Below are 26640 nucleotides of genomic sequence, written 5' to 3'. Positions count from 1 at the left end.
GTTTCTCCGCTTTCGACCGAGAAGATCGAAACGTTAACAAGGCCAAACAACACTGCCTTACTAACTCCTTCTGGGCTTCGATGACCTGAAGCAACTCGCTATCGAAACCTACATAACTCTTTGTTTACCAAGGAGTTTTCCGTTTCGACTGCGCCGGAAGTGGGGCGAATTATAGACAGATATAAAACGCCGTCAACAGTTAATTTCAGGTTTATTCGGATTTAAGCGTAATACGCGCAAATGCCTTCTTGCCGGCCTGGCAAACGTGGGTCGCGCCCAGCTCGTATATAAAGGTGCGATCGACAACCTCACCATCTATACGCACACCGCCAGACCCCAGAAGGTCGCGCGCCACCGCCGAGTTCTTCACCAGGCCCGCCTTATTAAGGACGGCAGCGATCGGCATTGCCTCGCCAGCAGTCAATTCAATCTCAGGCAGATCATCCGGCAGCTCGCCATCCTTCATACGGTTACCCGCAGCACGGTGAGCACTGGCCGCAGCCTCTTCACCATGGAAGCGCGCAACAATCTCTTCAGCCAGCTTGATCTTCACATCCCGCGGGTTAGCCCCAGCTTCCACTTCAGCACGCAGTGCATTGATCTCATCCATCGAGCGGAAACTCAACAGTTCGAAGTAACGCCACATCAGCGCATCCGGAATCGAAACCAGCTTGCCGTACATCACACCCGGCGCTTCCTGGATACCGACATAGTTACCCAGGGACTTGGACATCTTCTTGACGCCATCCAGCCCTTCCAGCAACGGCATCGTCAGAATGCACTGAGCCTCTTGCCCATACGCACGCTGCAGCTCACGCCCCATCAGCAGGTTGAACTTCTGATCAGTACCGCCCAGCTCGACATCGGCACGCAACGCCACCGAGTCATACCCTTGAACCAATGGGTACAGGAACTCATGGATAGCGATCGGCTGATTGGTGGAGTAGCGCTTATCGAAGTCATCGCGCTCGAGCATGCGAGCAACGGTGTACTGGGACGTAAGACGAATGAAATCCGCCGGCCCCATCTGATCCATCCAGGTGGAGTTGAAGGCCACCTCGGTCTTGGCCGGATCAAGAATCTTGAAGACCTGGGTCTTGTAGGTCTCGGCGTTATCGAGAACCTGCTCACGGGTCAACGGCGGACGCGTAGCGCTCTTGCCGCTCGGATCGCCGATCATCCCGGTGAAGTCACCTATAAGGAAGATCACCTGATGCCCCAGTTCCTGGAACTGGCGCAGCTTATTAATAAGCACCGTATGCCCAAGGTGCAGATCCGGCGCCGTCGGATCAAAGCCGGCCTTAATACGCAGGGGCTGGCCACGCTTGAGCTTTTCGATCAGCTCAGCTTCGACCAACAGTTCTTCCGCACCACGTTTGATCAGCGCTAGCTGCTCTTCAACCGACTTCATAACAGACCCGCAAGGCTCAGATTCAAAAGGGAACCAACCATACAAGATCAGGGACTAATTACAAGTTTTGCCCTGCGCACGGACACCGTTCAGCAAGCCCAGCGTTCGCAAGCTTGCACCACAGATGATTTGGTTATATTTTATACAGTTATTTCATCTTCATCATGTCATTCATCTTTTCCAATTCATCTTTTCAAAGTCAAAATTACTTATGACCACAGAACCGTCTAAAGCGCCGCCGCTTTACCCGAAGACCCACCTGCTCGCCGCAAGTGGGATCGCCGCCCTTCTGAGCCTGGCACTCCTGGTATTTCCTTCCAGCGACGTAGAAGCCAAACGAACGACCCTAAGCCTTGACCTTGAAAGTCCGGTTGAGCAACTGACACAAGATCAAGACGCTTCCGACGCACTTCAAGCCACAAATGGCGCAACCGAATCGCCGTTTGCCCAGATCGAAAGCAGCGCCGAAGACACCAAGGAAACCGCGCAGGCCGAACCTGCGGTAGTAGAGGCACCCAAGAACCCGCTGCACCGGGAAGTCATTGTTGCCAAGGGCGACACCCTTTCGACCCTGTTCGAAAAGGTCGGCCTCCCCGCCGCGACGGTCAACGATGTACTGGCAAGCGACAAGCAGGCCAAGCAATTCACCCAACTCAAGCATGGCCAGAAGCTTGAATTCGAACTGGCGCCCGACGGCCAGTTGACCAACCTGCACAGCAACGTCAGCGACCTCGAAAGCATCACCCTGACCAAAGGCGCCAAGGGCTTTGCGTTCAACCGCATCACCACCAAGCCGGTCATGCGCTCCGCCTATGTACACGGCGTGATCAACAGCTCGTTGTCGCAGTCCGCCGCCCGCGCCGGCCTGTCCCACAGCATGACCATGGACATGGCCAGCGTGTTTGGCTACGACATCGACTTCGCCCAGGACATTCGCCAGGGTGACGAATTCGACGTGATCTACGAACAGAAGGTCGCCAACGGCAAGGTCGTCGGCACCGGCAACATCCTTTCTGCGCGGTTTACCAACCGTGGCAAGACCTACACCGCCGTGCGCTACACCAACAAACAAGGCAACAGCAGCTACTACACCGCCGACGGCAACAGCATGCGCAAGGCGTTCATCCGTACCCCGGTTGACTTCGCCCGTATTAGCTCGCGTTTCTCGATGGGTCGCAAGCATCCAATTCTGAACAAAATTCGCGCTCACAAAGGCGTCGACTACGCCGCCCCTCGTGGCACGCCGATCAAGGCTGCCGGTGACGGCAAGGTCTTGCTGGCCGGTCGCCGTGGCGGCTACGGCAACACCGTGATCATCCAGCACGGGGCCACCTACCGTACGCTGTATGGCCATATGCAAGGTTTCGCCAAGGGCATCCAGACCGGCGGCAACGTCAAGCAGGGCCAGGTGATCGGTTACATCGGCACTACCGGGCTGTCCACCGGCCCGCACTTGCACTACGAGTTCCAGGTCAACGGCGTGCACGTCGACCCACTGGGCCAGAAGCTGCCAATGGCCGACCCGATCGCCAAGGCCGAGCGCGCTCGCTTCCTGCAGCAGAGCCAGCCATTGATGGCCCGCATGGACCAGGAGCGCTCGACTCTCCTGGCTTCGGCGAAGCGCTAAGCCATGTCGCTCTATATAGGTGTGATGTCCGGGACCAGCCTTGATGGCTTGGACATTGCGCTGATCAAGCAAGGCCCGGCGATCAAGCTGATCGCCACCCACTACATCCCCATGCCTGAATCCCTGCGTTCCGAGCTGCTTGGCCTGTGCGCCAGCGGCCCGGACGAGATTGCCCGTTCGGCGCTCGCGCAGCAGAACTGGGTGACGCTTGCCGCCCAAGGTATTCACGCCCTACTCGATCAGCAGAACCTCAAGCCCCAGGACATTCGAGCGATTGGCAGCCACGGCCAAACCATTCGTCACGAACCTGCACGGGGTTTTACCGTGCAGATCGGCAACCCGGCACTGCTCACCGAATTGACGGAAATCACCGTCGTCAGTGATTTCCGCAGCCGCGATGTCGCCGCCGGAGGCCAAGGCGCCCCGCTGGTGCCTGCATTTCATGAGGCACTGTTTGGCGAGCGTACGGGCAACCGCGCCGTACTGAATGTGGGCGGCTTCAGCAACCTCAGCCTGATCGAGACCGGCAAACCGGTCGCGGGCTTCGACTGCGGCCCGGGGAATGTCCTGCTGGATGCCTGGATTCACCAGCAACGCGGCGAGAACTTCGACCGCGATGGCCAGTGGGCTGCCAGCGGGAAGGTTGAACCCCAGCTACTCAAGGCATTGCTCAGCGATCCGTTCTTTGTGACCAAGGGGCCAAAAAGCACCGGTCGCGAAGTCTTCAACCTGGGATGGCTTGAGCATCACCTGGGACGATTGCCGCCATTCGCAGCCCAGGACGTGCAAGCCACATTGCTCGAGCTGACTGCCCTGACCATCGTCGAATCCCTGCAAACCGCCCAACCACAGACCGAAACCCTGCTGGTCTGCGGCGGCGGCGCCCACAACGCAACCTTGATGAGCCGCCTGAGCGCCCTGCTGCCGGCGACCCAGGTCAGCAGCACCGCCACCTGCGGCGTAGACCCTGACTGGGTCGAAGCCATGGCGTTCGCCTGGCTGGCCCATTGCTGCCTGGAAGGCATCGCCGCCAACCGCCCCAGCGTCACCGGCGCCCGCGGCCTTCGTGTACTCGGCGCGATCTACCCCGCCTGAATCCCACACAGCAAAACGCCGCTTGGCCCTATCAAGGCCAAGCGGCGTTTTTATATCCGCTGTCGATCAGATCGAGAACGAAGACCCGCAACCACAAGTGGTGGTGGCATTCGGGTTCTTGATCACGAAGCGCGAACCTTCCAGACCTTCCTGATAGTCCACCTCGGCTCCTGCCAGGTACTGGAAGCTCATCGGATCGACAACCAGGCTGACGCCCTCGCGCTCAACGATGGTGTCGTCATCGGCCACGTCTTCATCGAAGGTAAAACCGTACTGAAACCCTGAACAACCGCCGCCCGTAACAAATACGCGCAGCTTCAAGCGATCATTACCCTCTTCATCGACCAGGCTCTTCACCTTGTGCGCAGCACCGTGGGTGAATTGCAAAGCCGTGGGGGTGAAGGATTCAACGCTCATGCTGATAATCTCCCGGCGTAGCGCCGCCATATGCGTGATGGCGGGCATTATCCGCTTCTCCTAGAAAAGCGGTCAACTATTGTTACGGTATATCAATCTGCGCAGCGGCCATTAAAAACACGAAAGGCCCGATCAACGGGCCTTTGCGCAACAGCAGAAAATTTACGGCAGCATGCCCGCGTGGGACAGGCCCAGCTTCTCATCCAGGCCAAACAGGATGTTCATGTTCTGCACAGCCTGGCCCGAAGCGCCCTTGACCAGGTTGTCGATAACCGACAATACCACCACCAGGTCACCATCCTGTGGACGATGCACTGCGATACGGCACACGTTGGCACCGCGCACGCTGCGGGTCTCCGGGTGGCTGCCCGCCGGCATCACATCGACGAACGGCTCATTGGCATAGCGCTTTTCAAACAGCGCCTGCAGGTCTACCGAGCGATCAACGACCGTCGCATACAGTGTGGAGTGGATCCCGCGGATCATCGGTGTCAGGTGCGGCACAAACGTCAGGCCGACATCCTTGCCCGCAGCACGACGCAGCCCCTGGCGAATTTCCGGCAAGTGACGATGGCCTTTGACTGCATAGGCTTTCATGCTTTCCGACGTCTCGGAGTAAAGCGAACCTACAGCGGCCCCACGACCAGCACCACTGACGCCCGACTTGCAGTCAGCAATCAGCCGCGATGCATCCGCCAGCCCGGCTTCCAGCAATGGCAGGAAACCCAACTGCGTAGCGGTCGGATAGCAACCCGGCACAGCGATCAGGCGTGCTTGCTTGATCTGCTCACGATTGACTTCCGGCAGGCCGTACACCGCCTCTTCCAGCAACTGCGGTGCACCGTGAGGCTGGCCGTACCACTTGGCCCACTCATCGGCGTCCTGCAGGCGGAAGTCTGCCGACAAGTCGATCACCTTGGTGCCGGCGGCCAGCAACTCGCCCGCCAGGGCATGGGCCACACCGTGAGGCGTGGCAAAGAACACCACATCACACGCGCCCAGGGTCTTGATATCCGGAACGCTGAACGCCAGGCCGTCATAGTGGCCTCGCAGGTTCGGGTACATATCGGCCACAGCCAGGCCGGCCTCGGATCGTGAAGTGATCACCACCACCTCAGCTTGCGGATGCTGAGCCAACAGACGCAGCAATTCGACACCGGTGTAACCCGTGCCGCCGACGATACCGACCTTGACCATAAACCTGCCCTCAACGAACCCACTGGAAAGCCGTCGATAATAGGGTTCGTATCGTCCTGCGACAACCTTCAACATGACGTGTAGACGCTAGAGCCACTACTATCTTCAGCTACCGTGAACCTGGGAATAACTAAAAATGCTTTATCTATGGGTCAAAGCCTTTCATATCGTCAGCATCGTCTGCTGGTTTGCCGCGCTGTTCTACCTTCCGCGCCTGTTCGTCTACCACGCCCAAAGCGAGGACACCATCAGCAAGGAACGCTTCAGCGTGATGGAGCGCAAGCTGTACCGCGGCATCATGGGCCCGGCGATGATCGCCAGCCTGGTGTTCGGCGGCTGGCTGATCTACCTCAACCCGGCCATCTTTCAATCCGGCGGGTGGATCCACGCCAAGTTGACCCTGGTAGTACTGCTCATCGGCTACCACCATATGTGCGGCGCGCAGGTAAAACGTTTCGCCCGTGGCGAAAACACCCGCAGCCATGTCTTTTATCGCTGGTTCAATGAAGTGCCAGTTCTGATATTGCTGGCTATCGTAATTTTGGTCGTGGTCAAACCGTTCTAATCTCTATTACTCGGGGTACTTCCAATGTCGCTGCCCGCTTCGCTCGAACACAGTCTGCGCCTGCCCGTCGTGGCTGCGCCGATGTTTCTGATCTCCAACCCGCAACTGGTGCTGGCCTGCTGCCGCAACGGGATCGTCGGCAGCTTCCCTGCCCTCAACCAGCGGGAAAGCAGCGGCTTCAAGGCGTGGCTGGAAGAAATCGAAGCGGGCCTGGCGCTGCTGGATAACCCGGCGCCCTATGCGGTCAACCTGATCGTGCACAACAGTAACCCGCGGGTGGAAGCTGACCTGGCGATCTGCGTCGAGCACAAGGTGCCGATCGTCATCACCAGCCTGGGCGCGGTGAAAGAATTGGTAGACGCGGTGCATAGCTACGGCGGCCTGGTATTCCACGATGTCACCACCCGGCGCCACGCCGAAAAAGCCGCTGAAGCCGGCGTCGATGGCCTGATCGCCGTTGCGGCGGGCGCCGGCGGCCACGCCGGCACCTGGAGCCCGTTCTCGCTGATCGCAGAAATCCGTCAGTTCTTCGACAAAACCCTGCTGCTCGCCGGTTGCCTGAACCACGGCCACGAAATCCTCGCCGCGCAACTGCTCGGCGCCGACCTGGCCTATTTCGGCACGCGTTTTATCGGCACCACCGAAAGCCATGCCCCGGATGCCTATAAAGAGATGCTGCTCACATCGCGCGCCGCCGACATCGTGCACACTCCAGCGGTCTCCGGTGTTCCCGCAAGCTTCATGCGCCGGAGCCTGGAAAATGCCGGTTTCGACCTCGCCGCGCTGCAAGGCAAGGGTGAAGTCAATTTTGGCTCCAAGCTCAAGCCCCTCAACGACGAAGCCAAAGCCTGGAAGACCGTGTGGTCCGCCGGCCAGGGCGTCGGAGAGATTGATGATTTGCCCAGCGTCGATGAACTCGTGGCCCGCCTGGATGCCGAATACCGCAAGGCGCTCGAGCATGCGGCACAATTGCCTGAACGCTGGCCACGCTGATCCGCGATCCAAAGCCTGCTGATCAAGGCAGGCCTCCCCTATTCAAGTGACAAGGATGCCCGCATGAGCGACAACCGTTTCAAGATTGTGTTTGATGGCGCATTGCTCCCGGGTGTCGAAAGCACCACCGCCAAGCTGAACCTCGCCGAGTTGTTCAAAAGCGATGTCGACGCGATCGAAAAGCTTTTCACCGGCCGCCCGGTCGCGCTGAAACGCGACCTTTCCCGCGCCGATGCCGAGACCTATCTGCAAGCGCTGAAAAACGCCGGGGTGGATGCGCGGATAGAAGAAGAGCAGCCGGTCGCCTTCAGCCTTGCCGAAACCCATGAAACGGACTCCGGCAGCGCGACTGACTACACCCGCCCCGCCGCATCGCCTTACGCCCCGCCCCGGGCCGCGGTTGGCGAGAACCTGCCGGAGTTTTCCACCCTTAAGGTATTCACCGTCAACGGCCGGATCGGACGCCTGCGCTTCCTGGCGTGGACGCTGGTGCTGAGCGTGGTGATCCTCCTCGTCTCCAGCGTGTTCTTCACCGTCGGACTTGGTATCGCTGCGGTCTCTCCGACGATTGCCATGGTCATTGGCTTCCTGGTGGGGATTGCCATACTCGTGGCCGCTGTGTGGGTCAGCGTACAGATCACCGTGCAGCGCCTGCATGACCTGGGCTGGTCCGGCTGGCTGTGGTTCCTGCACCTGGTGCCCTTCGTTGGCAGCATCTTCCCGATCCTGCTGATGGTCCTCCCCGGTAACACGGGCGCAAACCAGTACGGCGCGCCACCACCGCGTAACTCCACTGCGGTGAAAATCCTCTCCGCATTGTGGCTCGCATTCATTCCGCTGGTATTTGCCGGCGCGGTGTTGGTTGGCATGAGCGGCTACCTGGATCAACTGGAAAGCGATGTAGGTGGCAGCTACGAAAGCAGCTCCATCAACTCCGATGACGACAGCGACCAGGCCACCACCGTCGATGAAGTCGATGTGCAAAGTGCTGACGACACAGCCGAACCTGTAGACTCTACGCAACAGTGAAAAACGCCCGACGCCTGTGACGCCTCTGTCACAGGCCCGGTAGCGTTGCGATGGAGAAACGCATGACCCGTTACGCTCTGATCACCGGTGCCTCCAGCGGCATCGGCCTGGCCTTGGCCGAAGCACTGGCCCGTCGCGGCCGCAGCTTGATTCTGGTGGCCCGCCAGCGTGATCAGTTGGAAAGCATTGCAATCGAATTGAGTCAGCGCTTCGGCGTCGAGGTGCTGTTCCGTGCCTGTGACCTGGGCGAGCCCCTGCGGCTCTCCGGGTTCCTGCTGGAACTGGAAGAAGGCGAGCGGCAGATCGACCTGCTGGTCAACTGCGCCGGCATCGGTACCAGCGGCCCGTTCCTGGCGCAGGACTGGATGACCGAGCAGGACCTGATGGAGGTCAACATCCTCGCCCTGACCCGCATGTGCCACGCACTCGGCAACGCCATGGCCCTGCACGGCGGCGGGCAGATTCTCAACGTCGCGTCGGTTGCCGCGTTCCAACCCGGCCCATGGATGAGCACTTACTACGCCAGCAAGGCCTACGTGCTGCACTTTTCCGAAGGCTTGCGCGAGGAACTGAAGACCTGCGGCATCAAGGTTTCCGTTCTTTGCCCCGGCCCGACCCGCACCGCATTCTTCGGCACCGCCCAAATGGACACCGCCAAGCTGGATCGCAGCCAACAGTTGATGAGCCCGGAAGAAGTCGCGCTCTACACCGTGCGTGCGCTGGCCAAGAACAAAGCCATCATCATTCCCGGCCGGCGTAATCGCTGGCTGGCGTTCAGCCCGCGCCTGAGCCCGCGCTGGCTGACCCGCAAGATCGCCGGCGCGATCAACAAGGCCTATTGCCCGCGCTGATCGCCTGAGTACACTCACCCTGCACTTTCACAATGGAGAAACAGCTGTGGATACTCTGTTCACCAAGATCATCAACAGAGAAATACCCGCGAAGATCATCTACGAGGATGACCAGGTCCTGGCCTTCCACGACATCGCGCCAATGGCACCCGTGCATTTCCTGGTGATTCCGAAAAAGCCGATCCGCACCCTCAACGACCTCACCGAGGAAGACAAGGCGCTGGCCGGGCATATCCTGTTCACCGCCCAGCGCCTGGCGGTTGAGCAAGGCTGTGAAAAGGGCTTCCGTGTGGTGATGAACTGCAACGAAGATGGCGGACAGACCGTTTATCACATCCACATGCATGTTCTGGGTCAACGCCAGATGAACTGGCCGCCGGGCTGAGCACTACCTGTGGCGAGGCAGCTTGCTGTGGCGAGGGAGCTTGCTGTGGCGAGGGAGCTTGCTCCCGCTGGGCTGCGTAGCAGCCCCAAAAACGAGAGCGCTGCGCACTCCAGCGCGAGCAAGCTCCCTCGCCACACAAGCAATTTGACCCAGCGCAAACGCTTCCCCCTCTCTTGCGGTAAACTGGCCGCCGAGATTCTTCCCGGAGGTCAGCATGACTACCCAACGTCACTACTCGCCGATTGATCGTCTGTTGCTGCAAGCCGATACGGCCATGCGCACGCTGCTGCCATTCAGCGGCCAACCGCACCGCCCGTCGCCCGCCATCGTGCGGCCCGAAGCGCAGATGAGCGAGACCGACACCCGCCACGTCGCCGGCCTGATGCGTATCAACCATACCGGTGAGGTCTGTGCCCAGGCGCTGTACCAGGGCCAGGCCCTGACCGCCAAGCTGCCGCAAGTGCGCGCTGCGATGGAACATGCGGCCGAAGAAGAAATCGATCACCTGGCCTGGTGCGAACAACGCATTCGCCAGTTGAACAGCCATCCGAGCGTGCTGAACCCGCTGTTCTACGGCTTATCGTTTGGCATTGGTGCGGTGGCCGGGCTGATCAGCGACAAAGTCAGCCTGGGTTTTGTGGCCGCCACCGAGCATCAGGTGTGCAAACACCTCAATGAACACCTCGAGCAACTGCCGGCTGAAGACGAAAAGTCCCGGGCGATTCTTGAGCAGATGCGCATTGATGAAGAACATCACGCCGAAAGCGCGCTGGACGCGGGCGGCTTCCGCTTCCCGGCACCGGTGAAATTTGGCATGAGCCTGCTGGCCAAGGTCATGACCAAAAGCACGTACCGCATCTAGTTTCAGCAGAAAACAAAAAAGGGCGCTATCAAGCGCCCTTTCTTTTTGCCTGCCGATTGAAGAATCAGCCCAACTCAATGATCTCGTAATCATGAGTGATGGCAACGCCCGCAGCGCCCAGCATGATCGAGGCCGAGCAGTACTTCTCTGCCGACAACTCGATGGCCCGCTTAACCTGGGCTTCTTTCAACGCCCGGCCCTTGACGACAAAGTGCATGTGGATCCTGGTAAACACCTTCGGGTCTTCGGTGGCACGCTCGGCTTCCAGGAATGCTTCGCAGCTTTCCACCGCCTGGCGGGACTTCTTCAGGATGCTCACCACATCGAAATTGCTGCAACCGCCTACACCGAGCAGGAGCATTTCCATCGGGCGTACGCCCAGGTTGCGGCCACCGGCTTCCGGCGGGCCGTCCATGACCACCACGTGGCCACTGCCCGACTCACCGAGGAACATGGCTTCGCCCGCCCATTGGATGCGTGCCTTCATCGCCCAGACTCCACTGCTAAAAAAGGGTCGCCAGCTTAGCACAGCACTTTGGGCCGGCAGCGTTTCCCATGAAAGCGATCAACAGCAGGGTTTTCTGGGTAAATTCCCTAATGAAGTCAGAATGCGTCTGTTAAGCTGGCGCCAAATCAATGGCGCATTGCCATCCATTGGATGATGTAGCTTAGCCGTTGATCGCGCTGGATAAAAAAACAAGCTCACCAACACCGTGCAGTCTTTTCGGGATACAACCATGGTTGCTATTACTCCCACACCCAAAATCAAGAACCTCGACAAACTGCTCATGCATTGTCAGCGCCGGCGTCATCCAGCCAAGCACAACATCATCTGCGCGGGCGAGCGCTCGGAATCCCTGTTCTTCATTATCAAAGGCTCGGTCACCATCCTGATCGAGGATGACGATGGTCGCGAAATGATCATCGCCTACCTCAATACCGGTGATTTCTTCGGTGAACTCGGGCTTTTCGAACAAGCCGGCAAGGAACAGCAACGCAGTGCCTGGGTGCGGGCCAAGGTCGAATGCGAAGTCGCCGAGATCAGCTATACGAAATTTCGCGAACTGGCCCAGCAGGATCCCGACATTCTGTACGCCCTGAGCGGCCAGATCGCACAGCGCCTGAGAGACACCACGCGCAAAGTCGGCGACCTGGCGTTCTTCGACGTCACCGGCCGGGTTGCCCGCTGCCTGCTGGAGTTGTGCAAGCAACCGGACGCAATGACCCATCCCGACGGGATGCAGATCAAGATCACCCGCCAGGAAATCGGGCGGATCGTCGGTTGCTCAAGGGAAATGGTTGGCCGTGTGCTCAAGGACCTGGAGGAACGCAACCTGGTGCATGTCAAAGGCAAGACCATGGTGGTCTTCGGTACGCGTTAAACCGGCAGGAAACTCGCAAGCATCTGACGGTACAACGTATCAAGCCGGGCAATCGCATCTGGCGCCGCAAAGGCTTCGTGCAGGGCGATGTGGCTTTCGGCGCGCACCCGTTGTTCCAGGCCGCATGCTTCATTGAAGCGATTGACCGCGGCGATCAATTCGACGCGATCGTCATCCAGCAGCAACGCACCATGCACCAACCCCACCGGGCGCCCGCCACTCTGGCGCCAGCGCTGGGCGGTACCGACCATTTTGCGACCATCAAGGTTGACGTTGTAGCGACCGTCGCAAAACGCACCGTCGATCTCGCCCACCGACGCGTTGCCACCCAACTCGGTCAGCAGGTCGCAAATCGGCTGGCACAGACGCTGGTAGCCGATTTCGATACGGCCCTGGTCGCCTTCACTGCGTGGTGGCGCGTAGACCAACGCGATATTGACCGTGGCTGCCGATTGCGGGACAGGCTCACCGCCCGTTTCCCGCAGCAGCACCGGCCAACCGGCGTCTGCCGACACCTGGCTGGCGGTCTCGAATGCCGGAAGGCGGCTCAAACGACGAGGCATCACCAACGCTTGATCGCTGGGCTGCCAGAACAGCAGGCCGAACGGTTGCTCGCCGGCACAGACCGCGGCGAGCAAATCCTGCTCGGCCTTAAGGCCTGCCTCGACCGTCATCGCCACCGGCTGGGTCATCATCAATCCAGGGTGGAGCCACTGACGGCAACGCCACGCTCCGGGAAGAACAGGCGCTGCAATTCAGCCCCCGGGTTCTCGGCACGCATGAAGGTTTCGCCGACGAGGAACGAGTACACGCCGCTGATTTCCATCAGTTCCACATCGGCGCGATTGACGATGCCGCTTTCGGTGATCACCAACCGGTCGCGCGGGATGCGCGGCAACAGGTCGAGGGTGTTTTCCAGGCTGACTTCGAAGGTGTGCAGGTTGCGGTTGTTGACGCCCACCAACGGTGTGTCGAGGGTTTTCAACGCGCGTTCCAGTTCATCACCGTCGTGCACTTCCACCAGCACATCGAGGCCAACACTTTTGGCCACGGCTGCCAGTTCGGCCATCTTCACGTCATCCAGTGCGGAGACGATCAACAGCACGCAATCGGCGCCCAAGGCACGGGCTTCGACGATCTGGTACGGGTCGACCATGAAATCCTTGCGGATCACCGGCAGCGAACACGCCGCACGTGCTTGCTGCAGGTACAGGTCGGAACCCTGGAAATAGTCGATATCGGTCAACACCGAGAGGCACGTCGCGCCGCCCTTCTCGTAGCTTTTGGCGATGTCTTCAGGGATGAAGATCTCGCGAATCACGCCCTTGCTCGGCGAAGCCTTCTTGATTTCAGCGATAACGGCCGGCTGTTTTTCCTTGGCCTGCTTGATCAGCGCATTGGCGAACCCACGCGGTGCATCGGCGGTTTTCGCCAGGCCTTCCAGCTCAGCCAGGCTGACCCGGGCACGGCGCTCGGCGACTTCTTCTGCCTTGCGGGCCAGGATTTTTTCCAGAACGGTCGGAACACTCATCCTTCATTCTCCACTTTGAACACCGCAGTAAACGCACCCAGTTCTTCGAGCTTTTCGCGCGCCAGCCCGGTATGCAATGCATCATGAGCGAGGGCAACACCCTCTTTAAGACTGTAGGCGTGATCCGCGGCGTACAGCGCCGCACCGGCGTTGAGCACAATCATTTCTGCGGCCTTCTGTCCGTTTTCGGTCTTGCGGCGTCCCAGGGCATCGCGAATCAGTTCAAGGGAGGCGGCCGGGCTTTCTACCGCCAGGCCGTGCAGGCTCTGGCTTTTCATGCCGAGGTCTTCTGGCTCGACCCAATACTCGGTGACCTGGTCGTTCTTCAGCTCCGCCACGAAGGTCGGTGCTGCCAGGCTGAACTCGTCGAGGCCATCCTTGGAATGCACCACCAGCACGTGCTTGCTGCCCAGGCGCTGCAGGACTTCAGCCAATGGCCGGCACAGCGCCTGGCTGAACACGCCCACTACCTGATGCTTCACACCGGCCGGATTCGTAAGCGGGCCGAGCATGTTGAACAGGGTACGCAAGCCCAAGTCCTTGCGCGGGCCGGCGGCGTGTTTCATCGCGCCGTGATGGGACTGGGCAAACATGAAGCCGATGCCGACATGATCGATGCAGCGCGCCACTTGTACCGGGGTCAGGTTCAGGTAGATGCCTGCTGCTTCCAGCAAATCGGCGCTGCCGCTTTTACCCGACACCGCGCGGTTACCGTGCTTGGCCACGGTGCAGCCGGCAGCGGCCACCACAAAGGAAGAAGCCGTCGACACGTTGAAAATGTTCGCACCGTCGCCGCCGGTGCCGACCACGTCGACCACGCCGTCGAGGGTCTTGAGTTCAACCTTGTCGGCCAGCTCACGCATGACCGACACAGCGCCGACGATTTCGTCGATGCTCTCGCTCTTCATGCGCATGGCCATCATGAACGCGCCGATCTGCGCGTCGGTGCATTGACCGGTCATGATCTCGCGCATCACATCGCTCATTTCAGCGGTGCTCAGGTCCAGATGGCCGACGATACGGCTCAGGGCAGTCTTGATATCCATGAAAAGTCCTTAGCGCGTGCCGCCGCTCTGCTTGAGAAAGTTAGCGAACAGCTCGAAGCCCTGCTCGGTCAAAATCGATTCCGGGTGAAATTGCACCCCTTCGACGTTCAGTGTCTTGTGACGCAGGCCCATGATCTCGTCGACCGAGCCATCTTCCAGCTGGGTCCAGGCCGTCAGCTCAAGGCACTCGGGCAGGGTTTCACGCTTGACCACCAGCGAGTGGTAGCGGGTTACCGTTACCGGCAGGTTCAAACCCTGGAATACGCCCTGGTCCTTGTGAAATACCGGGCTGGTCTTGCCGTGCATTACCTGGCGAGCGCGGACGACGTCGCCACCGAAGGCCTGGCCGATGGACTGATGGCCCAGGCACACGCCCAGGATCGGCAGCTTGCCGGCAAAGTATTGGATGGCTTCGAGGGAGATGCCCGCTTCGGTCGGCGTACACGGGCCTGGGGAGACGACGATGCGTTCAGGGTTCAACGCGGCGATCTGGGCCACGGTCAATTCGTCGTTGCGCACCACCTTGACCTCGGCGCCGAGCTCGCCCAGGTACTGCACAACGTTGTAGGTAAAGGAGTCGTAGTTATCAATCATCAGCAACATGTGGGTTAAAACCTCTTGAATTCACTGACTTCTAATGACGGCCTTCCAAGGGAGTGACCCGCTGCCAGACGCACTTTCCGGTTGCCGGGGTTGGCCGGCAAGGGGCGTTTAACAGAGGGTGAAGAAGGCAAATCGGTACAGGTCCGGCGGGGCCGGTAGAGAAAAGTTAGGCGCGCCAACGCCAACGGGCGTGTGCCTTGACTACTCGCATCAAGAGTTTGCTGATGATCAACACGGGGAGGGTCTCATTCATACATTCAGGCACAGTAACGTAGCCTCGCCAACGGTGCAATATCGAGCCGCAAATACGAGGGAAACTGCCCGACTGATAATTGGCGTCAAACTTTTCAGAACCCTTCCAAGGGCGCTACAGTCACAGTGCTGACAAAAAAACAAAATCATGGACGGACTCATGACCAAGATGCCCTATTTCACCCCCATCGTCGGCTGCCTCTTGGCGCTGGCATGCTCGCAAGCCTTCGCCGCGCCCTCGCCTTATTCGACGATGGTCGTTTTCGGTGACAGCCTGGCCGACGCCGGTACATTTGCCGACCCTGGCGCACCGGGCTCAACCTATCGCTTCACCAACCGCACCGGCCCGCAATACTTCGACGGCAGCGGCGAAAGCACATCGCTGATCTCCTCGACGTTATTGGGCGGCAAGCTGGGGGTTGCCCCAGGCGACCTGAATGCCTCGACCTCGCCGGAGCGCGCCGCGCTGGGCCAGCCAGACGGCAATAACTGGGCCGTCGGCGGCTACACCACCCAACAGATCTACGATGCCATCACCGGTAACTCCACCGTCACCGACAGCGACACCGGGCAGGTATTGCGTACACGTCCCGGATACCTGGCATCAACGGGGGGCCGAGCCGACCCCAACGCCTTGTACTTTCTCTCCGGCGGCGGCAATGACTTCCTCGACGGCCTGGTCCTCAACCCCGACCAGGCCTCGGCCGCAGCCGGGCGCCTGGCCGACAGCGCCCAGGCGCTGCAACAGGCTGGCGCCCGTTATGTAATGGTATGGATGCTGCCGGACCTGGGCCTGACACCTGCCGTCAATGGCACCCCGCTCCAAGGGGCCGTCAGCACCCTGGCCGGCGCGTTCAACCAGACCCTGGTACAGCGCCTGTCGCAAATCGATGCGCAGATCATCCCGCTGAACATTCCGTTGCTGCTCAAGGAAACCTTTGCCGATCCCGGGCGTTTTGGTTTTGCCACCGACCAGAACCTCAACCAGACGTGCTTCAGCGGCACCACCTGCAGGAATCCGGTGTATGGCGTCGGCGGCACCAATCCGGACCCGACCAAGCTGATTTACAACGACACCGTGCACCCGACCGAGGCCGGCCAGGTACTGATCGCCGACTACGCGTATTCGCTGCTGGCAGCCCCCTGGGAAATCACCCTGCTTCCGGAAATGGCCCAAGGCACCTTGCGCGCCCATCAGGATTCATTGCGCAACCAATGGCAAGCCGACTCCCGTAGCTGGCAGGCCGTGGGCCAATGGCGGGCAATCGTCGACGCTGGCGGCCAGCACCTGGACTTCGATGATCAGAACAGCTCGGCCAGCGGTGACGGCAGCGGCTATAACCTGGACATCGGTGGCAGCTACAGGCTCAATGACGAGTGGCGCGTAGGTGTGGCAGCAGGCTTCTATCGCCAGAGTCTTGAGGCCGGCGCCAGCGATTCGGACTACAAGCTCAACAGCTACCTGGGCACCGCGTTCGCCCAGTATCAAGAGGACCACTGGTGGGCCGACGCCGCATTGACCGGCGGCAAACTGGACTTTGACAACCTCAAGCGCAAGTTCGCCCTGGGCATCAGCGAAGGCACCGAGAAAGGCGACACCGACGGCTGGCTATGGGCATTGAGCGCACGGGTTGGGTATGACATCGCCGAGCCGAACAGCGAGTGGCACTTCTCACCCTTTGTCAGCGCTGACTATTCGCGGGTCGAGGTGAATGGTTATTCGGAGAAAGATGCCCGTTCCACCGCGCTGACGTTTGATGACCAACAGCGCGACTCCAAGCGTTTGGGAATCGGATTACAAGCCAACTACCGCTTCACCCCGCAAACCCTGGTGTTTGGCGAAGTGGCCCACGAGCACGAGTTTGAAAACGATACGCAGCGAGTGGGCATGTCCCTCAACAGCGTGCCGGGGATTGATTTCAAACTGGACGGCTACACGCCACGCAGCAATTCGGATCGCTTGAACCTGGGAATTACCCACAAGGTGACCAAGGACCTGGCGTTGAACGCGGCCTATAACGTGAGAAAGGATGACAACTTTACCCAGCAAGGGCTGAGTGTCGGGGTGAGTCTGGATTTCTGACTCGGACTTGAAACTGACAAATACCAAATGTGGGAGCGGGCTTGCTCGCGAAAGCGGCGCGACAGTCACCTTATATATCGACTGATACACCGCCTTCGCGAGCAAGCCCGCTCCCACATTTTTGATCTACGTCTGACTTCAGCCCTGCGGGGTCTGCTCAGCCAATGCCACCGCGCGGAACATCGCCCGGCGCTTGTTCAGCGTCTCTTCCCATTCCAGGGCCGGTACCGAGTCGGCCACAATCCCGCCGCCCGCCTGCACGTGCAGTTCGCCGTCCTTGATCACCGCCGTACGGATCGCGATCGCAGTGTCCATATTGCCGTTCCAGGCGAAATACCCCACCGCGCCGCCATACACACCCCGCTTCACCGGCTCCAGCTCGTCGATGATTTCCATCGCGCGAATCTTCGGTGCGCCCGACAAGGTGCCCGCAGGCAGGATCGCCCGCAGTGCATCCATCGCCGTCAACCCGGCCTTCAACTCGCCGGTGACGTTGGACACGATGTGCATCACGTTGGAGTAACGCTCGATCACCATCTTCTCGGTGAGTTTCACCGAACCGATTTCCGAGACACGCCCGGTGTCGTTGCGGCCCAGGTCGATCAGCATCAAGTGCTCGGCGATTTCCTTGTCGTCGCTCAACAGGTCCTGTTCCAGCGCCAGGTCCGCCTCTTCGGTCGCACCGCGAGGGCGGGTGCCGGCAATCGGGCGTACGGTGATCAGGTTGTCTTCCACACGCACCAGCACTTCCGGCGAACTGCCCACGACGTGGAAGTCGCCAAAGTTGAAGAAGTACATGTACGGCGTCGGGTTGAAACAGCGCAGCGCCCGGTACAAATCAATCGGCGCGGCCTTGAAGTCGATGGACATGCGTTGCGACGGCACCACCTGCATGCAGTCACCGGCAAGGATATATTCCTTGATGGTATCGACCGCACGCTCGTAGTCATCCTGGGTAAAGCTGGAGCGGAACACCGGGTCAGCCGCCGGTGGACGGCTGAGGTCCAGGCCGCGACGCGGGGTGATCGGCTGGCGCAGTTTTTCCAGCAGCGCTTCCAGGCTAGCCTGGCCTTGCTCGAACGCATCGGCCTGGGAAGGATCCGCCAACACGATAGCGTGCATCTTGCCCGCGAGGTTGTCGAACACCACCACCGCGTCGGAAACCATCAGCAGAATGTCCGGCACACCCAACGGATCGGGGTTCGGGGATTTGCCCAGGCGTTTTTCCACGTAGCGCACGCAGTCGTAGCCGAAGTAACCCACCAGGCCGCCGTTGAAGCGCGGCAGGCCGGCGATGGTCGGCACGTTGTAGCGCGCCTTGAATTCCTCGACGAAGGCCAGCGGGTCTTCCACATCGTGGCTTTCGATCTCGACGCCGTCCAGGGTGATGCTCACATGGTGATCATGTACCCGCAGCACCGTGCGGCACGGCAGGCCGATGATCGAATAACGGCCCCATTTCTCGCCGCCCTGCACCGACTCCAGCAGATAGGAGTTGGGCTCGTCGGCCAGTTTCAGGTAGATCGACAGCGGGGTGTCGAAGTCGGCCAGGGTTTCGCAGGCCATGGGGATACGGTTGTAGCCGGCAGCGGCCAAACGCAGGAATTCTTCGCGGATCATGAGGTGCCTCGTGGCTTGAGGGTCTAACGGTCAGGTGTGCAAACGTGCCGCAGCGCGGCGAGGATCAGTCAGGCGCGCCAACGCCAGCGGGCCAGGGCCTTGATGACTTTCATCCAGAGTTTGCGAGTGACCACCACGATGGGATTTCCAGAAGGGGATGGAACAGCGTCGGGCAACGTTATCTCAGCGCCCGTTCCCAAGCAACCGGGGATTAACAGGCGCAGGTCATCAATCACCAGCGCCGGGGATTCTTCGGCAATCGGCCGGCCATGGTTGTAGCCGTAACTCAAGGCCACGCACTTGACCCCCGCCGCTTTCGCCGCCAGCACATCACTGCGCGAATCGCCGACAAACAGCGATTGGGACGCCGGGATATTGGCCATTTTCATCACGAAGAACAGCGCGGCCGGGTCGGGCTTCTTCTGCGGCAAGGTATCGCCGCCGATGATCCAGCGGAAATACCGGCCGATCTTCATCTGGTCCAACAGCGGTGCGACGAAACGCTCCGGCTTGTTGGTGATCAGGGCCATTTCCACGCCCTGCTTGTGCAGCCATTTCAGGGTGTCGCGCACGCCGGGATAAACCACGGTCAGTTCGTGGCCGTTTTCGTAGGCCACGTTGAACAGCTCAAGCGCATGCTCGGCTTCCACCTCATCGACACCCTCGGCCTCGATGTTGTTGGCCAAGGCCCGACGCACCAGCATCTGCGCGCCATTGCCGACCCACTCGCGCACCGACTCGATACCCGCCGGCTTGCGCCCCAGCTTGAGCAGCATCTGGTCCACCGCCGCGGCCAGGTCCGGCACTGAATCGATCAACGTACCGTCCAGATCGAACATCACCAGCCGTGGCAGTTTGCCGGGGAACAGTTGCTCAAAGCCACTCATGGACGCGCCAGCGCCAGTTCTGCACGCATCTTGGCGATCACTTCCTGATAGTCCGGGGCATTGAAGATTGCCGAACCGGCCACAAAGGTGTCAGCACCGGCCGCGGCGATTTCGCGGATGTTGTTGACGTTGACGCCACCGTCGATCTCCAGGCGGATATCACGGCCCGATGCATCGATCAGCGCCCGCGCTTCACGCAGTTTGTTGAGGGTGCCGGGGATGAACTTCTGCCCGCCGAAGCCCGGGTTGACGCTCATCAGCAACACCATGTCGACTTTGTCCATCACGTACTCAAGCACGCTCAGCGGAGTGGCCGGGTTGAACACCAGGCCCGCCTTGCAACCGCCCTCGCGGATCAGTTGCAGGGTGCGGTCCACGTGCAACGTGGCTTCCGGGTGGAAGGTGATGTAGGTCGCGCCGGCTTCGATGAAGTCACCGACGATGCGGTCCACCGGGCTGACCATCAAGTGCGCATCGATAGGCGCGGTCACGCCGTATTTACGCAGGGCGGCGCAGACCATCGGACCAATGGTCAGGTTCGGCACATAGTGGTTGTCCATGACATCGAAGTGAACGAAGTCGGCACCGGCGGCCAACACCTTGTCCACTTCCTCGCCCAGGCGGGCGAAGTCGGCGGAGAGAATCGATGGAGCAATGACGAAGGGCTGCATGACGCACCTTTTTGAGCTAAATCACGATGGCGCGCATTGTATACCTCATGCTTTGCCGCGCGCACCGTGACCTCGCTCAATGGTTAATAAGCTGCCCGGTAGATTTTCTCGATATCCGCGGCGCTGAGCTTGCGCGGATTGTTGCGCATCAGCCGCTCGATCCCCGCCGCTTCTACCGCCATGGCCGGGATCGCATCTTCAGGCACACCGAAGCTGCGCAGGCCGGACGGAATCTCGACTGCGGCACACAGTCGCGTCATCGCATCGACGGCCTGGTCGGCGGCATCCACCGCACTCAACCCCGTGATATTCACGCCCATGGCCTCGGCAATCTCCTGCATGCGCTCCACACACGCCAGCTTGTTCCAGTGCATCACGTAGGGCAGCAGCAAGGCATTGCTTACGCCGTGGGCGATGTTGAAACGCCCGCCCAACGGGTAGGCCAACGCATGCACTGCGCCCACGCCGGCATTCCCGAACGCCATCCCGGCCATCAGGCTGGCGGTGGCCATGTCGTCCCGGGCCTCAAGGTTGGCGGGGTTGGCGTAGGCCTTGGGCAACGCCTTGGCAATCAGTTTGATCGCCCCGATGGCCAGTGCATCGGTGATCGGCGAGGCATTCAGCGACAGGTAGGATTCGATGGCGTGCACCAATGCGTCCACCCCACTGGCGGCGGTGACGCTGCGCGGGCAAGTCAGGGTCATCTGCGGGCTGATCAGGGCCACGTCCGGCAGCAGGTAATCACTGACGATGCCTTTTTTCAGTTGCGCGACCTTGTCCGACAGAATCGCCACGTTGGTCACCTCCGAACCGGTGCCGGCGGTGGTGGGAATCGCGATCAGCGGCGGGCCTTTGCGCGGCACCTGGTCCACGCCGAACAGGTCGGCCAGGGCGCCGTGGTAACCGGCGTAGGCCGCCACGCTCTTGGCGATGTCGATGGCACTGCCGCCGCCGACGCCGATCAGGCCGTCATGCCCGCCTTCGCGGTAGACGCGCATGCAGTCCTCGACGATGGCGATTTCCGGGTCGGGCAGCACGCGGTCGAAAATCTCGTAGGTCCGTTCGCCCAGGTGTTCCAGCGCCAGCGCCACGGTGCCGGACTTGACCAGTGCCGCATCGGTGACAATCAGCGGGTTGTCGACATCCAGCCGCGTCAGCTCGGCGGCCAGTTGCTCGATGGCGCCTGTGCCGGTGAGCAGTTTGTGGGCGATCTTGAATGAGGAAGTACTCATGTGCGCGGCCTCTTATCAGTTATGGGCTGGCACAAGATTAGCTGACTTGGGCTGGTTGTCTTGCATTCAGCTACTGAATAGACACAAACCCAATGTGGGAGCGGGCTTGCTCGCGAAGGCGGTAGGCCAGTCGATATCTCTGTTGACTGACACACCGCCTTCGCGAGCAAGCCCGCTCCCACATTTTGATCTCTGTTTGGCTTTAGACCTGGGCCGTACGCAGTTTCTCGCTGCGCCCGCGCAGCCATTCCAGGGTCAGCAACAGCACCACCGAGAAGGCAATCAGCAAGGTCGCCGCGGCGGCAATGGTAGGGCTGAGGTTTTCACGGATGCCGCTGAACATCTGCCGTGGCAAGGTTGCCTGCTCGGGCCCGGCGAGGAACAGCGTCACTACCACTTCATCGAACGAGGTGGCAAAGGCGAACAGCGCCCCGGAGATCACCCCCGGGGCAATCAATGGCAAGGTCACCCGACGAAACGCCGTCAGCGGTGACGCGCCCAGGCTGGCCGCCGCCCGCACCAGGTTATGGTTGAACCCCTGCAAGGTCGCCGACACGGTGATGATCACAAACGGCACGCCCAGCACCGCGTGCACCACGATCAGCGAGAAGAAGCTGTTGCCCAGGCCCAGCGGCGCGAAGAACAGGTAACTGGCCACACCGATAATCACCACGGGCACTACCATCGGCGAAATCACCAGGGCCATCACCAGCGCCTTGCCGGGAAAGTGCCCCCGGGTCAGGCCAATCGCCGCCAGCGTGCCGAACACCATCGCCAGCACTGTAGCCGCCGGAGCCACGATGATGCTGTTCTTCAGGGCGCGCATCCATTCCGCCGAACCGAAGAAATCCTGGTACCAGTGCAGCGAGAAACCTTGCAGCGGGTAGACCAGGAAACTTCCACTGTTGAACGACAGCGGGATGATCACCAGCACCGGCAAGATCAGGAACAACAGGATCAGGCCGCAGAGGATCCGCAAGCTGTAGAACCAGACCCGTTCCACGGGCGACATATAAGGGCTCAGCATCGCAACGGTCTCCTTAGCTCAGGCGCAGGCGGCTGGCGCCCACCAGCCAGTTGTAGATCAGGTACAGCACCACGGTGGCCAGCAGCAACAAGCCGCCCAAGGCCGTGGCCATGCCCCAGTTGATGCTGGTGTTGGTGTAGAAGGCCACGAAGTAGCTGACCATCTGGTCGTTCGGGCTGCCCAGCAAGGCCGGGGTGATGTAGTAGCCAATCGCCAAAATGAACACCAACAAGCAGCCGGCACCAACGCCTGCGTAGGTCTGCGGGAAGTACACGCGCCAGAAGCTGGCGAATGGGTGGCAGCCCAGGGAGATTGCCGCCCGCATGTAGGTGGGCGAGATGCCTTTCATCACGCTGTAGATCGGCAAAATCATGAAGGGCAGCAGAATGTGCACCATGGAGATGTAGACCCCCAGCCGGTTGAACACCAACTCGACGGGTTTATCGATCAGCCCCATGCCCATCAGCGCGCTGTTGATCAAGCCGCCGGACTGCAGCAACACGATCCAGGCCGCCACGCGCACCAGCACCGAGGTCCAGAACGGCAGCAGCACCAGGATCATCAGCAAATTGCTTTGCCGCGCCGGCAAGTTGGCCAGCAGGTAAGCCAACGGATAGGCCAGCAGCAGGCAGCACACGGTGATGACCAGGCCCATCCAGAACGTACGGGCGAAGATATCGAGGTAGATCGCCTGGTCCGGGGTGGCCGGGGCGATTTCGCCGAGGTCGTCGATGCGGTGATCGACGGCGGCCAGCAAGTAGTATGGCGTGAGGCTGCTGGTGTTGCGCCGGATCGCCTGCCAGTACGCCGGGTCGCCCCAGCGTTCGTCGAGGTTTTCCAGCGCTTCTTTATAGGAGGCAGGCGCTTCGGTGAACGGCAGCGCCCGCGCGGTTTTCGTCAGCAGGCTGCGATAGCCCGCCAGCTCCATGTTCAAGCGTTTGGAGAGGTCGCCCAGGGTCGAGTTTTTCCGGGCTTCGCCCAGGTCCTCGCTGATGGCTTGATACACCGGCTCGCCCGGCAAGCCACGACCGTCCCAGGCCGTCACCGCCACCACCGTGCGCGGCAGGCCGCCCACCACTTCCGGGTTGCCGACGCTTTTGTAGAGCAGCGCCACAATCGGTACCAGGAACACCAGCAGCAAAAACACCACCAATGGCGCGATCAGGGCCTGGGCCTTCCAGCGGTTGAGCCGCTCGGCACGCGCCAGGCGCTGTTTCAGGGTGGGGCTGGGAATGGCGAGGGCCATGGCGAACTCCGGATCGTAAAAAAGAATGCAGACCTGTGAAGGCCCACACCTGTGGCGAGGGGGCTTGTCCCCCGTTGGGCTGCGCAGCAGCCCCAGTAAAGCCACTGTGGTTTATTAGACTGACCGCGGTGGCTGGTTTTGGGGCCGCTTCGCAGCCCAACGGGGGACAAGCCCCCTCGCCACAAAAAGCCCATCCACCCTGGGTGCGGTGGTTACTTGGCAGCCCAGGAATTGAAGCGCTGCTCCAGTTGCTCACCGTTATCCGCCCAGAAGCTCACGTCGATCTGCACCTGGTTGGCGATGTTTTCCGGGGTAGTCGGCATATCCTTCAGGATGTCCTTCGCCAGCAACGGTACCGCCTGGGTATTGGCCGGGCCGTAGGCGATGTTTTCCGAATAGGTCTTCTGCTGCTGCGGCTGCACCGAGAAGGCGATGAACTTCTTCGCCGCGTCAGCACGGTCCTTGGCCAGGCCTTTTGGAATGGCCCAGGCGTCGAAATCGTAGATCCCGCCGTTCCACACCACTTTCAAATTGCTTTCTTTCTGCACGGCAGCGATCCGGCCGTTGTAGGCAGAACTCATCACCACATCGCCAGAAGCGAGGTACTGCGGCGGTTGGGCGCCCGCTTCCCACCACTGGATATACGGCTTGAGCTCATCGAGCTTCTTGAACGCACGGTCCTGGCCATCTTTGCCGGCCAGCACCTTGTACACATCCTTCGGCGCCACACCGTCAGCCATCAAGGCGAATTCCAGGGTGTACTTGGCGCCCTTGCGCAGGCCGCGTTTGCCCGGGAATTTCTTGGTGTCCCAGAAATCGGCCCAGCCGCCTGGCGGTGCTTTCAGTTTGTCGGCGTTGTAGGCCAGCACCGTGGACCACACGAAGAAACCCACGCCGCACGGCTGGATCGCGCCCTTCACGTAGTCGCCCGGGTTGCCGAACAGTTTCGGGTCCAGGGGCTCGAACATGTCTTCGTCACAGCCACGGGACAGTTCCGGCGACTCCACTTCCACCAGGTCCCAGGACACGCTCTTGGTGTCGACCATGGCCTTGACCTTGGCCATTTCACCGTTGTATTCGCCGGCGACGATCTTGCCGTTGCCCGCGCTTTCCCACGGTGCATAGAAGGCCTTGACCTGCGCCGCCTTGTTCGCGCCACCAAAGGACACCACCGTCAAATCAGGGCCTGCCATGGCCTGTGTCGCGCCCATCAAGCTCAGAGCCAGGGCGGAATATTTCAGGGATCTCAACATTGTTGTTCTCTCCACGTGCGAGGTTGGTGAAGCAAGGGGGCGATCAATTCGCCTCTAGAAGTGGGTCGAGTGCGCGAACGTGCTCGACTTGCCAGCCAATCGGTACCACGTCGCCGACCGCCAGGGCTGTGTCCAGCTCGGCGATCGGTTGTTTCACAAAAAAATCGGTCTTGCCGCAGACTTCCAGGCGCACCCGTACGTGGTCGCCCAGGTAGATGAACTCGGCCACGCGCCCGGAGAATCGGTTGACGCAGCTTTCACTGGAGCCATTCAGGCTGACGCGCTCGGGGCGCACCGACAGGGTCACCGGGCCGCCGACCTGGCCGACGTTCACCGCCAGCGCCTCGACCTTTTCGCCGCGCGCCAGTTCGACCACGCAGCGGTCGCCGGTGTGGCTGTGCAGGCGGCCATTGAGGCGGTTGTTCTCGCCGATGAAGTTGGCGACGAAGGTGTTTTTCGGTTCTTCGTACAAGGTACGCGGGGCAGCGATCTGCTGGATCTCGCCCTGGTGGAACACCGCCACCCGGTCGGACATGGTCAGTGCTTCGCCCTGGTCGTGGGTCACGTACACCACCGTCACGCCGAGGCGCTGGTGCAGGTGCTTGATCTCCATCTGCATGTGTTCGCGCAGTTGCTTGTCGAGGGCGCCGAGGGGTTCGTCCATCAGCACCAGCTGTGGCTCGAACACCAGCGCCCGGGCCAGGGCCACCCGCTGCTGCTGGCCACCGGAGAGTTGCGCCGGGTAGCGCTGGGCGAAAGCATCGAGCTGTACCATGCTCAGTACACGCTTGACCCGCTCGCTGATGTCGGTCTTGCTCAGGCCGCGTACAGAGAGCGGAAACGCCAGGTTCTCGGAGACGGTCATGTGCGGGAACAGCGCGTAGTTCTGGAACACCATGCCGATGTCGCGCTTGTGGGGCGGCACGTTGTTGATGGAGCGGCCGGCCAGCTGGATCTCGCCGGCGGTGGGGGTTTCAAAACCGGCGAGCATCATCAGGCTGGTGGTCTTGCCCGACCCGGACGGCCCGAGCAGGGTCAGGAACTCGCCCTTGCGAATCTCCAGGTTGAGGTCTTTGACGATCAGGTTCTCGCCGTCGTAGCTCTTCTGCACGCCACGAAAGCTGACCAGCACATCATTTGAATCCACCTCGCTCATACCCGCACCTTTTTGTTTTGGACTGCCGTGGAACAAGCGTAGTCCCAGGGCAAGGCCGCGAAAATCGGGGGCCCGGAGAGATTGGCATCAGCAGGATGGAAGGTTTGGGGTAGGGATTGCCCTACACGGATGGCGGGGATAGAACAGAGCAGTTACAAACCCCACGCTACAAGCAGCAAGACCGGGCAGCGCGGCGCTCGGCAGGCAGTCGCAAACAGG

Annotated in this window: 26 protein-coding genes; 10 read left to right on the top strand and 16 right to left on the bottom strand. The window is 60.6% G+C overall.

Going from position 1 to position 26640, the window contains the following annotated elements:
- Nucleotides 1-211: 211 nt before the first annotated feature.
- Complete coding sequence (gene tyrS / locus HX817_RS23285; RefSeq protein ID WP_003210928.1) at nt 212-1411, bottom strand: tyrosine--tRNA ligase; 1200 nt, start codon at nt 1409-1411, stop codon at nt 212-214.
- 211 nt (nt 1412-1622) lie between these two features.
- Between tyrS and HX817_RS23280 the strand changes: the two genes are divergently transcribed.
- Nucleotides 1623-3038, top strand: a complete 1416-nt coding sequence (locus tag HX817_RS23280) for a peptidoglycan DD-metalloendopeptidase family protein (RefSeq protein WP_177041314.1) — start codon at nt 1623-1625, stop codon at nt 3036-3038.
- 3 nt (nt 3039-3041) lie between these two features.
- Complete coding sequence (locus HX817_RS23275; RefSeq protein WP_177041312.1) at nt 3042-4133, top strand: anhydro-N-acetylmuramic acid kinase; 1092 nt, start codon at nt 3042-3044, stop codon at nt 4131-4133.
- Between the two features lie 66 nt (nt 4134-4199).
- Here HX817_RS23275 and erpA read toward each other — a convergent pair whose 3' ends face one another.
- Both erpA and argC read right to left on the bottom strand, forming a co-directional pair.
- On the bottom strand, nt 4200-4550 hold the full coding sequence (gene erpA, locus HX817_RS23270) for an iron-sulfur cluster insertion protein ErpA (protein WP_003176443.1): 351 nt from the start codon (nt 4548-4550) through the stop codon (nt 4200-4202).
- Between the two features lie 162 nt (nt 4551-4712).
- A complete protein-coding gene (gene argC / locus HX817_RS23265; protein WP_003210935.1) occupies nt 4713-5747 on the bottom strand; it encodes an N-acetyl-gamma-glutamyl-phosphate reductase in 1035 nt (344 codons plus the stop codon).
- A 136-nt stretch (nt 5748-5883) separates the two neighbouring features.
- Here argC and hemJ point away from each other — a divergent pair, with 136 nt between their 5' ends.
- The 6 genes from hemJ to coq7 all read left to right on the top strand — a co-directional run bounded on the left by hemJ (nt 5884) and on the right by coq7 (nt 10432).
- The gene (gene hemJ, locus HX817_RS23260) at nt 5884-6312 is read left to right on the top strand and encodes a protoporphyrinogen oxidase HemJ (protein ID WP_003210937.1); all 429 of its coding nucleotides are present in this window, start codon (nt 5884-5886) and stop codon (nt 6310-6312) included.
- 24 nt (nt 6313-6336) lie between these two features.
- Nucleotides 6337-7305, top strand: a complete 969-nt coding sequence (locus HX817_RS23255) for a nitronate monooxygenase family protein (protein WP_177041310.1) — start codon at nt 6337-6339, stop codon at nt 7303-7305.
- A 63-nt stretch (nt 7306-7368) separates the two neighbouring features.
- On the top strand, nt 7369-8334 hold the full coding sequence (locus HX817_RS23250; protein ID WP_003210940.1) for a DUF805 domain-containing protein: 966 nt from the start codon (nt 7369-7371) through the stop codon (nt 8332-8334).
- A gap of 62 nt (nt 8335-8396) precedes the next feature.
- Nucleotides 8397-9185, top strand: coding sequence for an SDR family oxidoreductase (locus HX817_RS23245; protein ID WP_177041308.1), 789 nt, complete (start codon nt 8397-8399; stop codon nt 9183-9185).
- Between the two features lie 46 nt (nt 9186-9231).
- Nucleotides 9232-9570: a histidine triad nucleotide-binding protein gene (locus HX817_RS23240; protein WP_003210943.1), complete on the top strand. Its 339-nt coding sequence runs from the start codon at nt 9232-9234 to the stop codon at nt 9568-9570.
- Between the two features lie 214 nt (nt 9571-9784).
- A complete protein-coding gene (gene coq7, locus HX817_RS23235; protein ID WP_003210945.1) occupies nt 9785-10432 on the top strand; it encodes a 2-polyprenyl-3-methyl-6-methoxy-1,4-benzoquinone monooxygenase in 648 nt (215 codons plus the stop codon).
- A 64-nt stretch (nt 10433-10496) separates the two neighbouring features.
- On the opposite strand, the gene HX817_RS23230 is transcribed toward coq7, so the two are convergent.
- Entirely contained in the window at nt 10497-10919 is a 423-nt protein-coding gene (locus HX817_RS23230; protein ID WP_003210947.1) for an OsmC family protein, read from the bottom strand.
- Between the two features lie 250 nt (nt 10920-11169).
- Between HX817_RS23230 and crp the strand changes: the two genes are divergently transcribed.
- Nucleotides 11170-11814: a cAMP-activated global transcriptional regulator CRP gene (crp, locus tag HX817_RS23225; protein WP_003210949.1), complete on the top strand. Its 645-nt coding sequence runs from the start codon at nt 11170-11172 to the stop codon at nt 11812-11814.
- Here crp and HX817_RS23220 read toward each other — a convergent pair.
- The 4 genes from HX817_RS23220 to HX817_RS23205 are packed head-to-tail and all read right to left on the bottom strand — an operon-like array spanning nt 11811 to nt 14994.
- Nucleotides 11811-12506, bottom strand: coding sequence for a lipoate--protein ligase family protein (locus tag HX817_RS23220; RefSeq protein ID WP_177022448.1), 696 nt, complete (start codon nt 12504-12506; stop codon nt 11811-11813). The two genes, crp and HX817_RS23220, sit on opposite strands and share 4 nt — an antisense overlap.
- Nucleotides 12507-12508: 2 nt before the next feature.
- Nucleotides 12509-13345 carry an indole-3-glycerol phosphate synthase TrpC gene (gene trpC, locus HX817_RS23215; protein WP_102606385.1) on the bottom strand — a complete coding sequence of 279 codons (837 nt, stop codon included), beginning with the start codon at nt 13343-13345 and terminating at the stop codon, nt 12509-12511.
- Nucleotides 13342-14391, bottom strand: a complete 1050-nt coding sequence (gene trpD, locus HX817_RS23210) for an anthranilate phosphoribosyltransferase (protein WP_003210955.1) — start codon at nt 14389-14391, stop codon at nt 13342-13344. The genes trpC and trpD overlap by 4 nt, the downstream gene beginning before the upstream one ends.
- Nucleotides 14392-14400: 9 nt before the next feature.
- The gene (locus HX817_RS23205; RefSeq protein ID WP_003210957.1) at nt 14401-14994 is read right to left on the bottom strand and encodes an aminodeoxychorismate/anthranilate synthase component II; all 594 of its coding nucleotides are present in this window, start codon (nt 14992-14994) and stop codon (nt 14401-14403) included.
- 412 nt (nt 14995-15406) lie between these two features.
- On the opposite strand from HX817_RS23205, the gene estP reads away from it, so the two are divergent.
- Nucleotides 15407-17329, top strand: coding sequence for an esterase EstP (gene estP, locus HX817_RS23200; RefSeq protein WP_177041305.1), 1923 nt, complete (start codon nt 15407-15409; stop codon nt 17327-17329).
- Nucleotides 17330-17467: 138 nt separating this feature from the next.
- On the opposite strand, the gene trpE is transcribed toward estP, so the two are convergent.
- The 8 genes from trpE to HX817_RS23160 form a co-directional block, all read right to left on the bottom strand.
- Entirely contained in the window at nt 17468-18949 is a 1482-nt protein-coding gene (trpE, locus tag HX817_RS23195; protein WP_087694720.1) for an anthranilate synthase component I, read from the bottom strand.
- Nucleotides 18950-19017: 68 nt separating this feature from the next.
- Complete coding sequence (locus HX817_RS23190; RefSeq protein WP_063026787.1) at nt 19018-19836, bottom strand: phosphoglycolate phosphatase; 819 nt, start codon at nt 19834-19836, stop codon at nt 19018-19020.
- The gene (gene rpe / locus HX817_RS23185) at nt 19833-20507 is read right to left on the bottom strand and encodes a ribulose-phosphate 3-epimerase (protein ID WP_003210966.1); all 675 of its coding nucleotides are present in this window, start codon (nt 20505-20507) and stop codon (nt 19833-19835) included. The genes HX817_RS23190 and rpe overlap by 4 nt, the downstream gene beginning before the upstream one ends.
- An 83-nt stretch (nt 20508-20590) precedes the next feature.
- On the bottom strand, nt 20591-21739 hold the full coding sequence (locus HX817_RS23180) for an iron-containing alcohol dehydrogenase (protein ID WP_177041298.1): 1149 nt from the start codon (nt 21737-21739) through the stop codon (nt 20591-20593).
- Between the two features lie 202 nt (nt 21740-21941).
- Nucleotides 21942-22766 (bottom strand): ABC transporter permease, encoded by an 825-nt coding sequence (locus tag HX817_RS23175; RefSeq protein WP_003210970.1) that lies wholly within the window; start codon nt 22764-22766, stop codon nt 21942-21944.
- A gap of 13 nt (nt 22767-22779) precedes the next feature.
- Nucleotides 22780-24012 carry an ABC transporter permease gene (locus HX817_RS23170; RefSeq protein ID WP_003210972.1) on the bottom strand — a complete coding sequence of 411 codons (1233 nt, stop codon included), beginning with the start codon at nt 24010-24012 and terminating at the stop codon, nt 22780-22782.
- A gap of 212 nt (nt 24013-24224) precedes the next feature.
- Nucleotides 24225-25265, bottom strand: a complete 1041-nt coding sequence (locus HX817_RS23165; protein WP_003210973.1) for an ABC transporter substrate-binding protein — start codon at nt 25263-25265, stop codon at nt 24225-24227.
- Nucleotides 25266-25308: 43 nt separating this feature from the next.
- A complete protein-coding gene (locus HX817_RS23160; protein ID WP_003210974.1) occupies nt 25309-26421 on the bottom strand; it encodes an ABC transporter ATP-binding protein in 1113 nt (370 codons plus the stop codon).
- Nucleotides 26422-26640 lie beyond the last annotated feature (219 nt).

The sequence above is a fragment of the Pseudomonas sp. C6002 genome (genome assembly GCF_013385805.1).
Lineage (GTDB): Bacteria > Pseudomonadota > Gammaproteobacteria > Pseudomonadales > Pseudomonadaceae > Aquipseudomonas.
Note: the sequence above shows the minus strand (reverse complement) of the source record. Positions and strands in the feature narration are given on the sequence as shown.

Coding starts and splice junctions, on each gene's coding strand:
- HX817_RS23275 (WP_177041312.1), top strand. CDS start 3,042: ATGTCGCTCTATATAGGTGTGATGTCCGGGACCAGCCTTGATGGCTTG.
- HX817_RS23205 (WP_003210957.1), bottom strand. CDS start 14,994: ATGTTGCTGATGATTGATAACTACGACTCCTTTACCTACAACGTTGTG.
- crp (WP_003210949.1), top strand. CDS start 11,170: ATGGTTGCTATTACTCCCACACCCAAAATCAAGAACCTCGACAAACTG.
- erpA (WP_003176443.1), bottom strand. CDS start 4,550: ATGAGCGTTGAATCCTTCACCCCCACGGCTTTGCAATTCACCCACGGT.
- HX817_RS23220 (WP_177022448.1), bottom strand. CDS start 12,506: ATGACCCAGCCGGTGGCGATGACGGTCGAGGCAGGCCTTAAGGCCGAG.
- tyrS (WP_003210928.1), bottom strand. CDS start 1,411: ATGAAGTCGGTTGAAGAGCAGCTAGCGCTGATCAAACGTGGTGCGGAA.
- HX817_RS23250 (WP_003210940.1), top strand. CDS start 7,369: ATGAGCGACAACCGTTTCAAGATTGTGTTTGATGGCGCATTGCTCCCG.
- rpe (WP_003210966.1), bottom strand. CDS start 20,507: ATGCAGCCCTTCGTCATTGCTCCATCGATTCTCTCCGCCGACTTCGCC.
- trpE (WP_087694720.1), bottom strand. CDS start 18,949: ATGATCCGCGAAGAATTCCTGCGTTTGGCCGCTGCCGGCTACAACCGT.
- argC (WP_003210935.1), bottom strand. CDS start 5,747: ATGGTCAAGGTCGGTATCGTCGGCGGCACGGGTTACACCGGTGTCGAA.
- estP (WP_177041305.1), top strand. CDS start 15,407: ATGACCAAGATGCCCTATTTCACCCCCATCGTCGGCTGCCTCTTGGCG.
- trpD (WP_003210955.1), bottom strand. CDS start 14,391: ATGGATATCAAGACTGCCCTGAGCCGTATCGTCGGCCATCTGGACCTG.
- trpC (WP_102606385.1), bottom strand. CDS start 13,345: ATGAGTGTTCCGACCGTTCTGGAAAAAATCCTGGCCCGCAAGGCAGAA.
- HX817_RS23160 (WP_003210974.1), bottom strand. CDS start 26,421: ATGAGCGAGGTGGATTCAAATGATGTGCTGGTCAGCTTTCGTGGCGTG.
- HX817_RS23180 (WP_177041298.1), bottom strand. CDS start 21,739: ATGAGTACTTCCTCATTCAAGATCGCCCACAAACTGCTCACCGGCACA.
- HX817_RS23245 (WP_177041308.1), top strand. CDS start 8,397: ATGACCCGTTACGCTCTGATCACCGGTGCCTCCAGCGGCATCGGCCTG.
- HX817_RS23165 (WP_003210973.1), bottom strand. CDS start 25,265: ATGTTGAGATCCCTGAAATATTCCGCCCTGGCTCTGAGCTTGATGGGC.
- HX817_RS23170 (WP_003210972.1), bottom strand. CDS start 24,012: ATGGCCCTCGCCATTCCCAGCCCCACCCTGAAACAGCGCCTGGCGCGT.
- HX817_RS23190 (WP_063026787.1), bottom strand. CDS start 19,836: ATGAGTGGCTTTGAGCAACTGTTCCCCGGCAAACTGCCACGGCTGGTG.
- HX817_RS23280 (WP_177041314.1), top strand. CDS start 1,623: ATGACCACAGAACCGTCTAAAGCGCCGCCGCTTTACCCGAAGACCCAC.
- HX817_RS23175 (WP_003210970.1), bottom strand. CDS start 22,766: ATGCTGAGCCCTTATATGTCGCCCGTGGAACGGGTCTGGTTCTACAGC.
- hemJ (WP_003210937.1), top strand. CDS start 5,884: ATGCTTTATCTATGGGTCAAAGCCTTTCATATCGTCAGCATCGTCTGC.
- HX817_RS23255 (WP_177041310.1), top strand. CDS start 6,337: ATGTCGCTGCCCGCTTCGCTCGAACACAGTCTGCGCCTGCCCGTCGTG.
- HX817_RS23230 (WP_003210947.1), bottom strand. CDS start 10,919: ATGAAGGCACGCATCCAATGGGCGGGCGAAGCCATGTTCCTCGGTGAG.
- coq7 (WP_003210945.1), top strand. CDS start 9,785: ATGACTACCCAACGTCACTACTCGCCGATTGATCGTCTGTTGCTGCAA.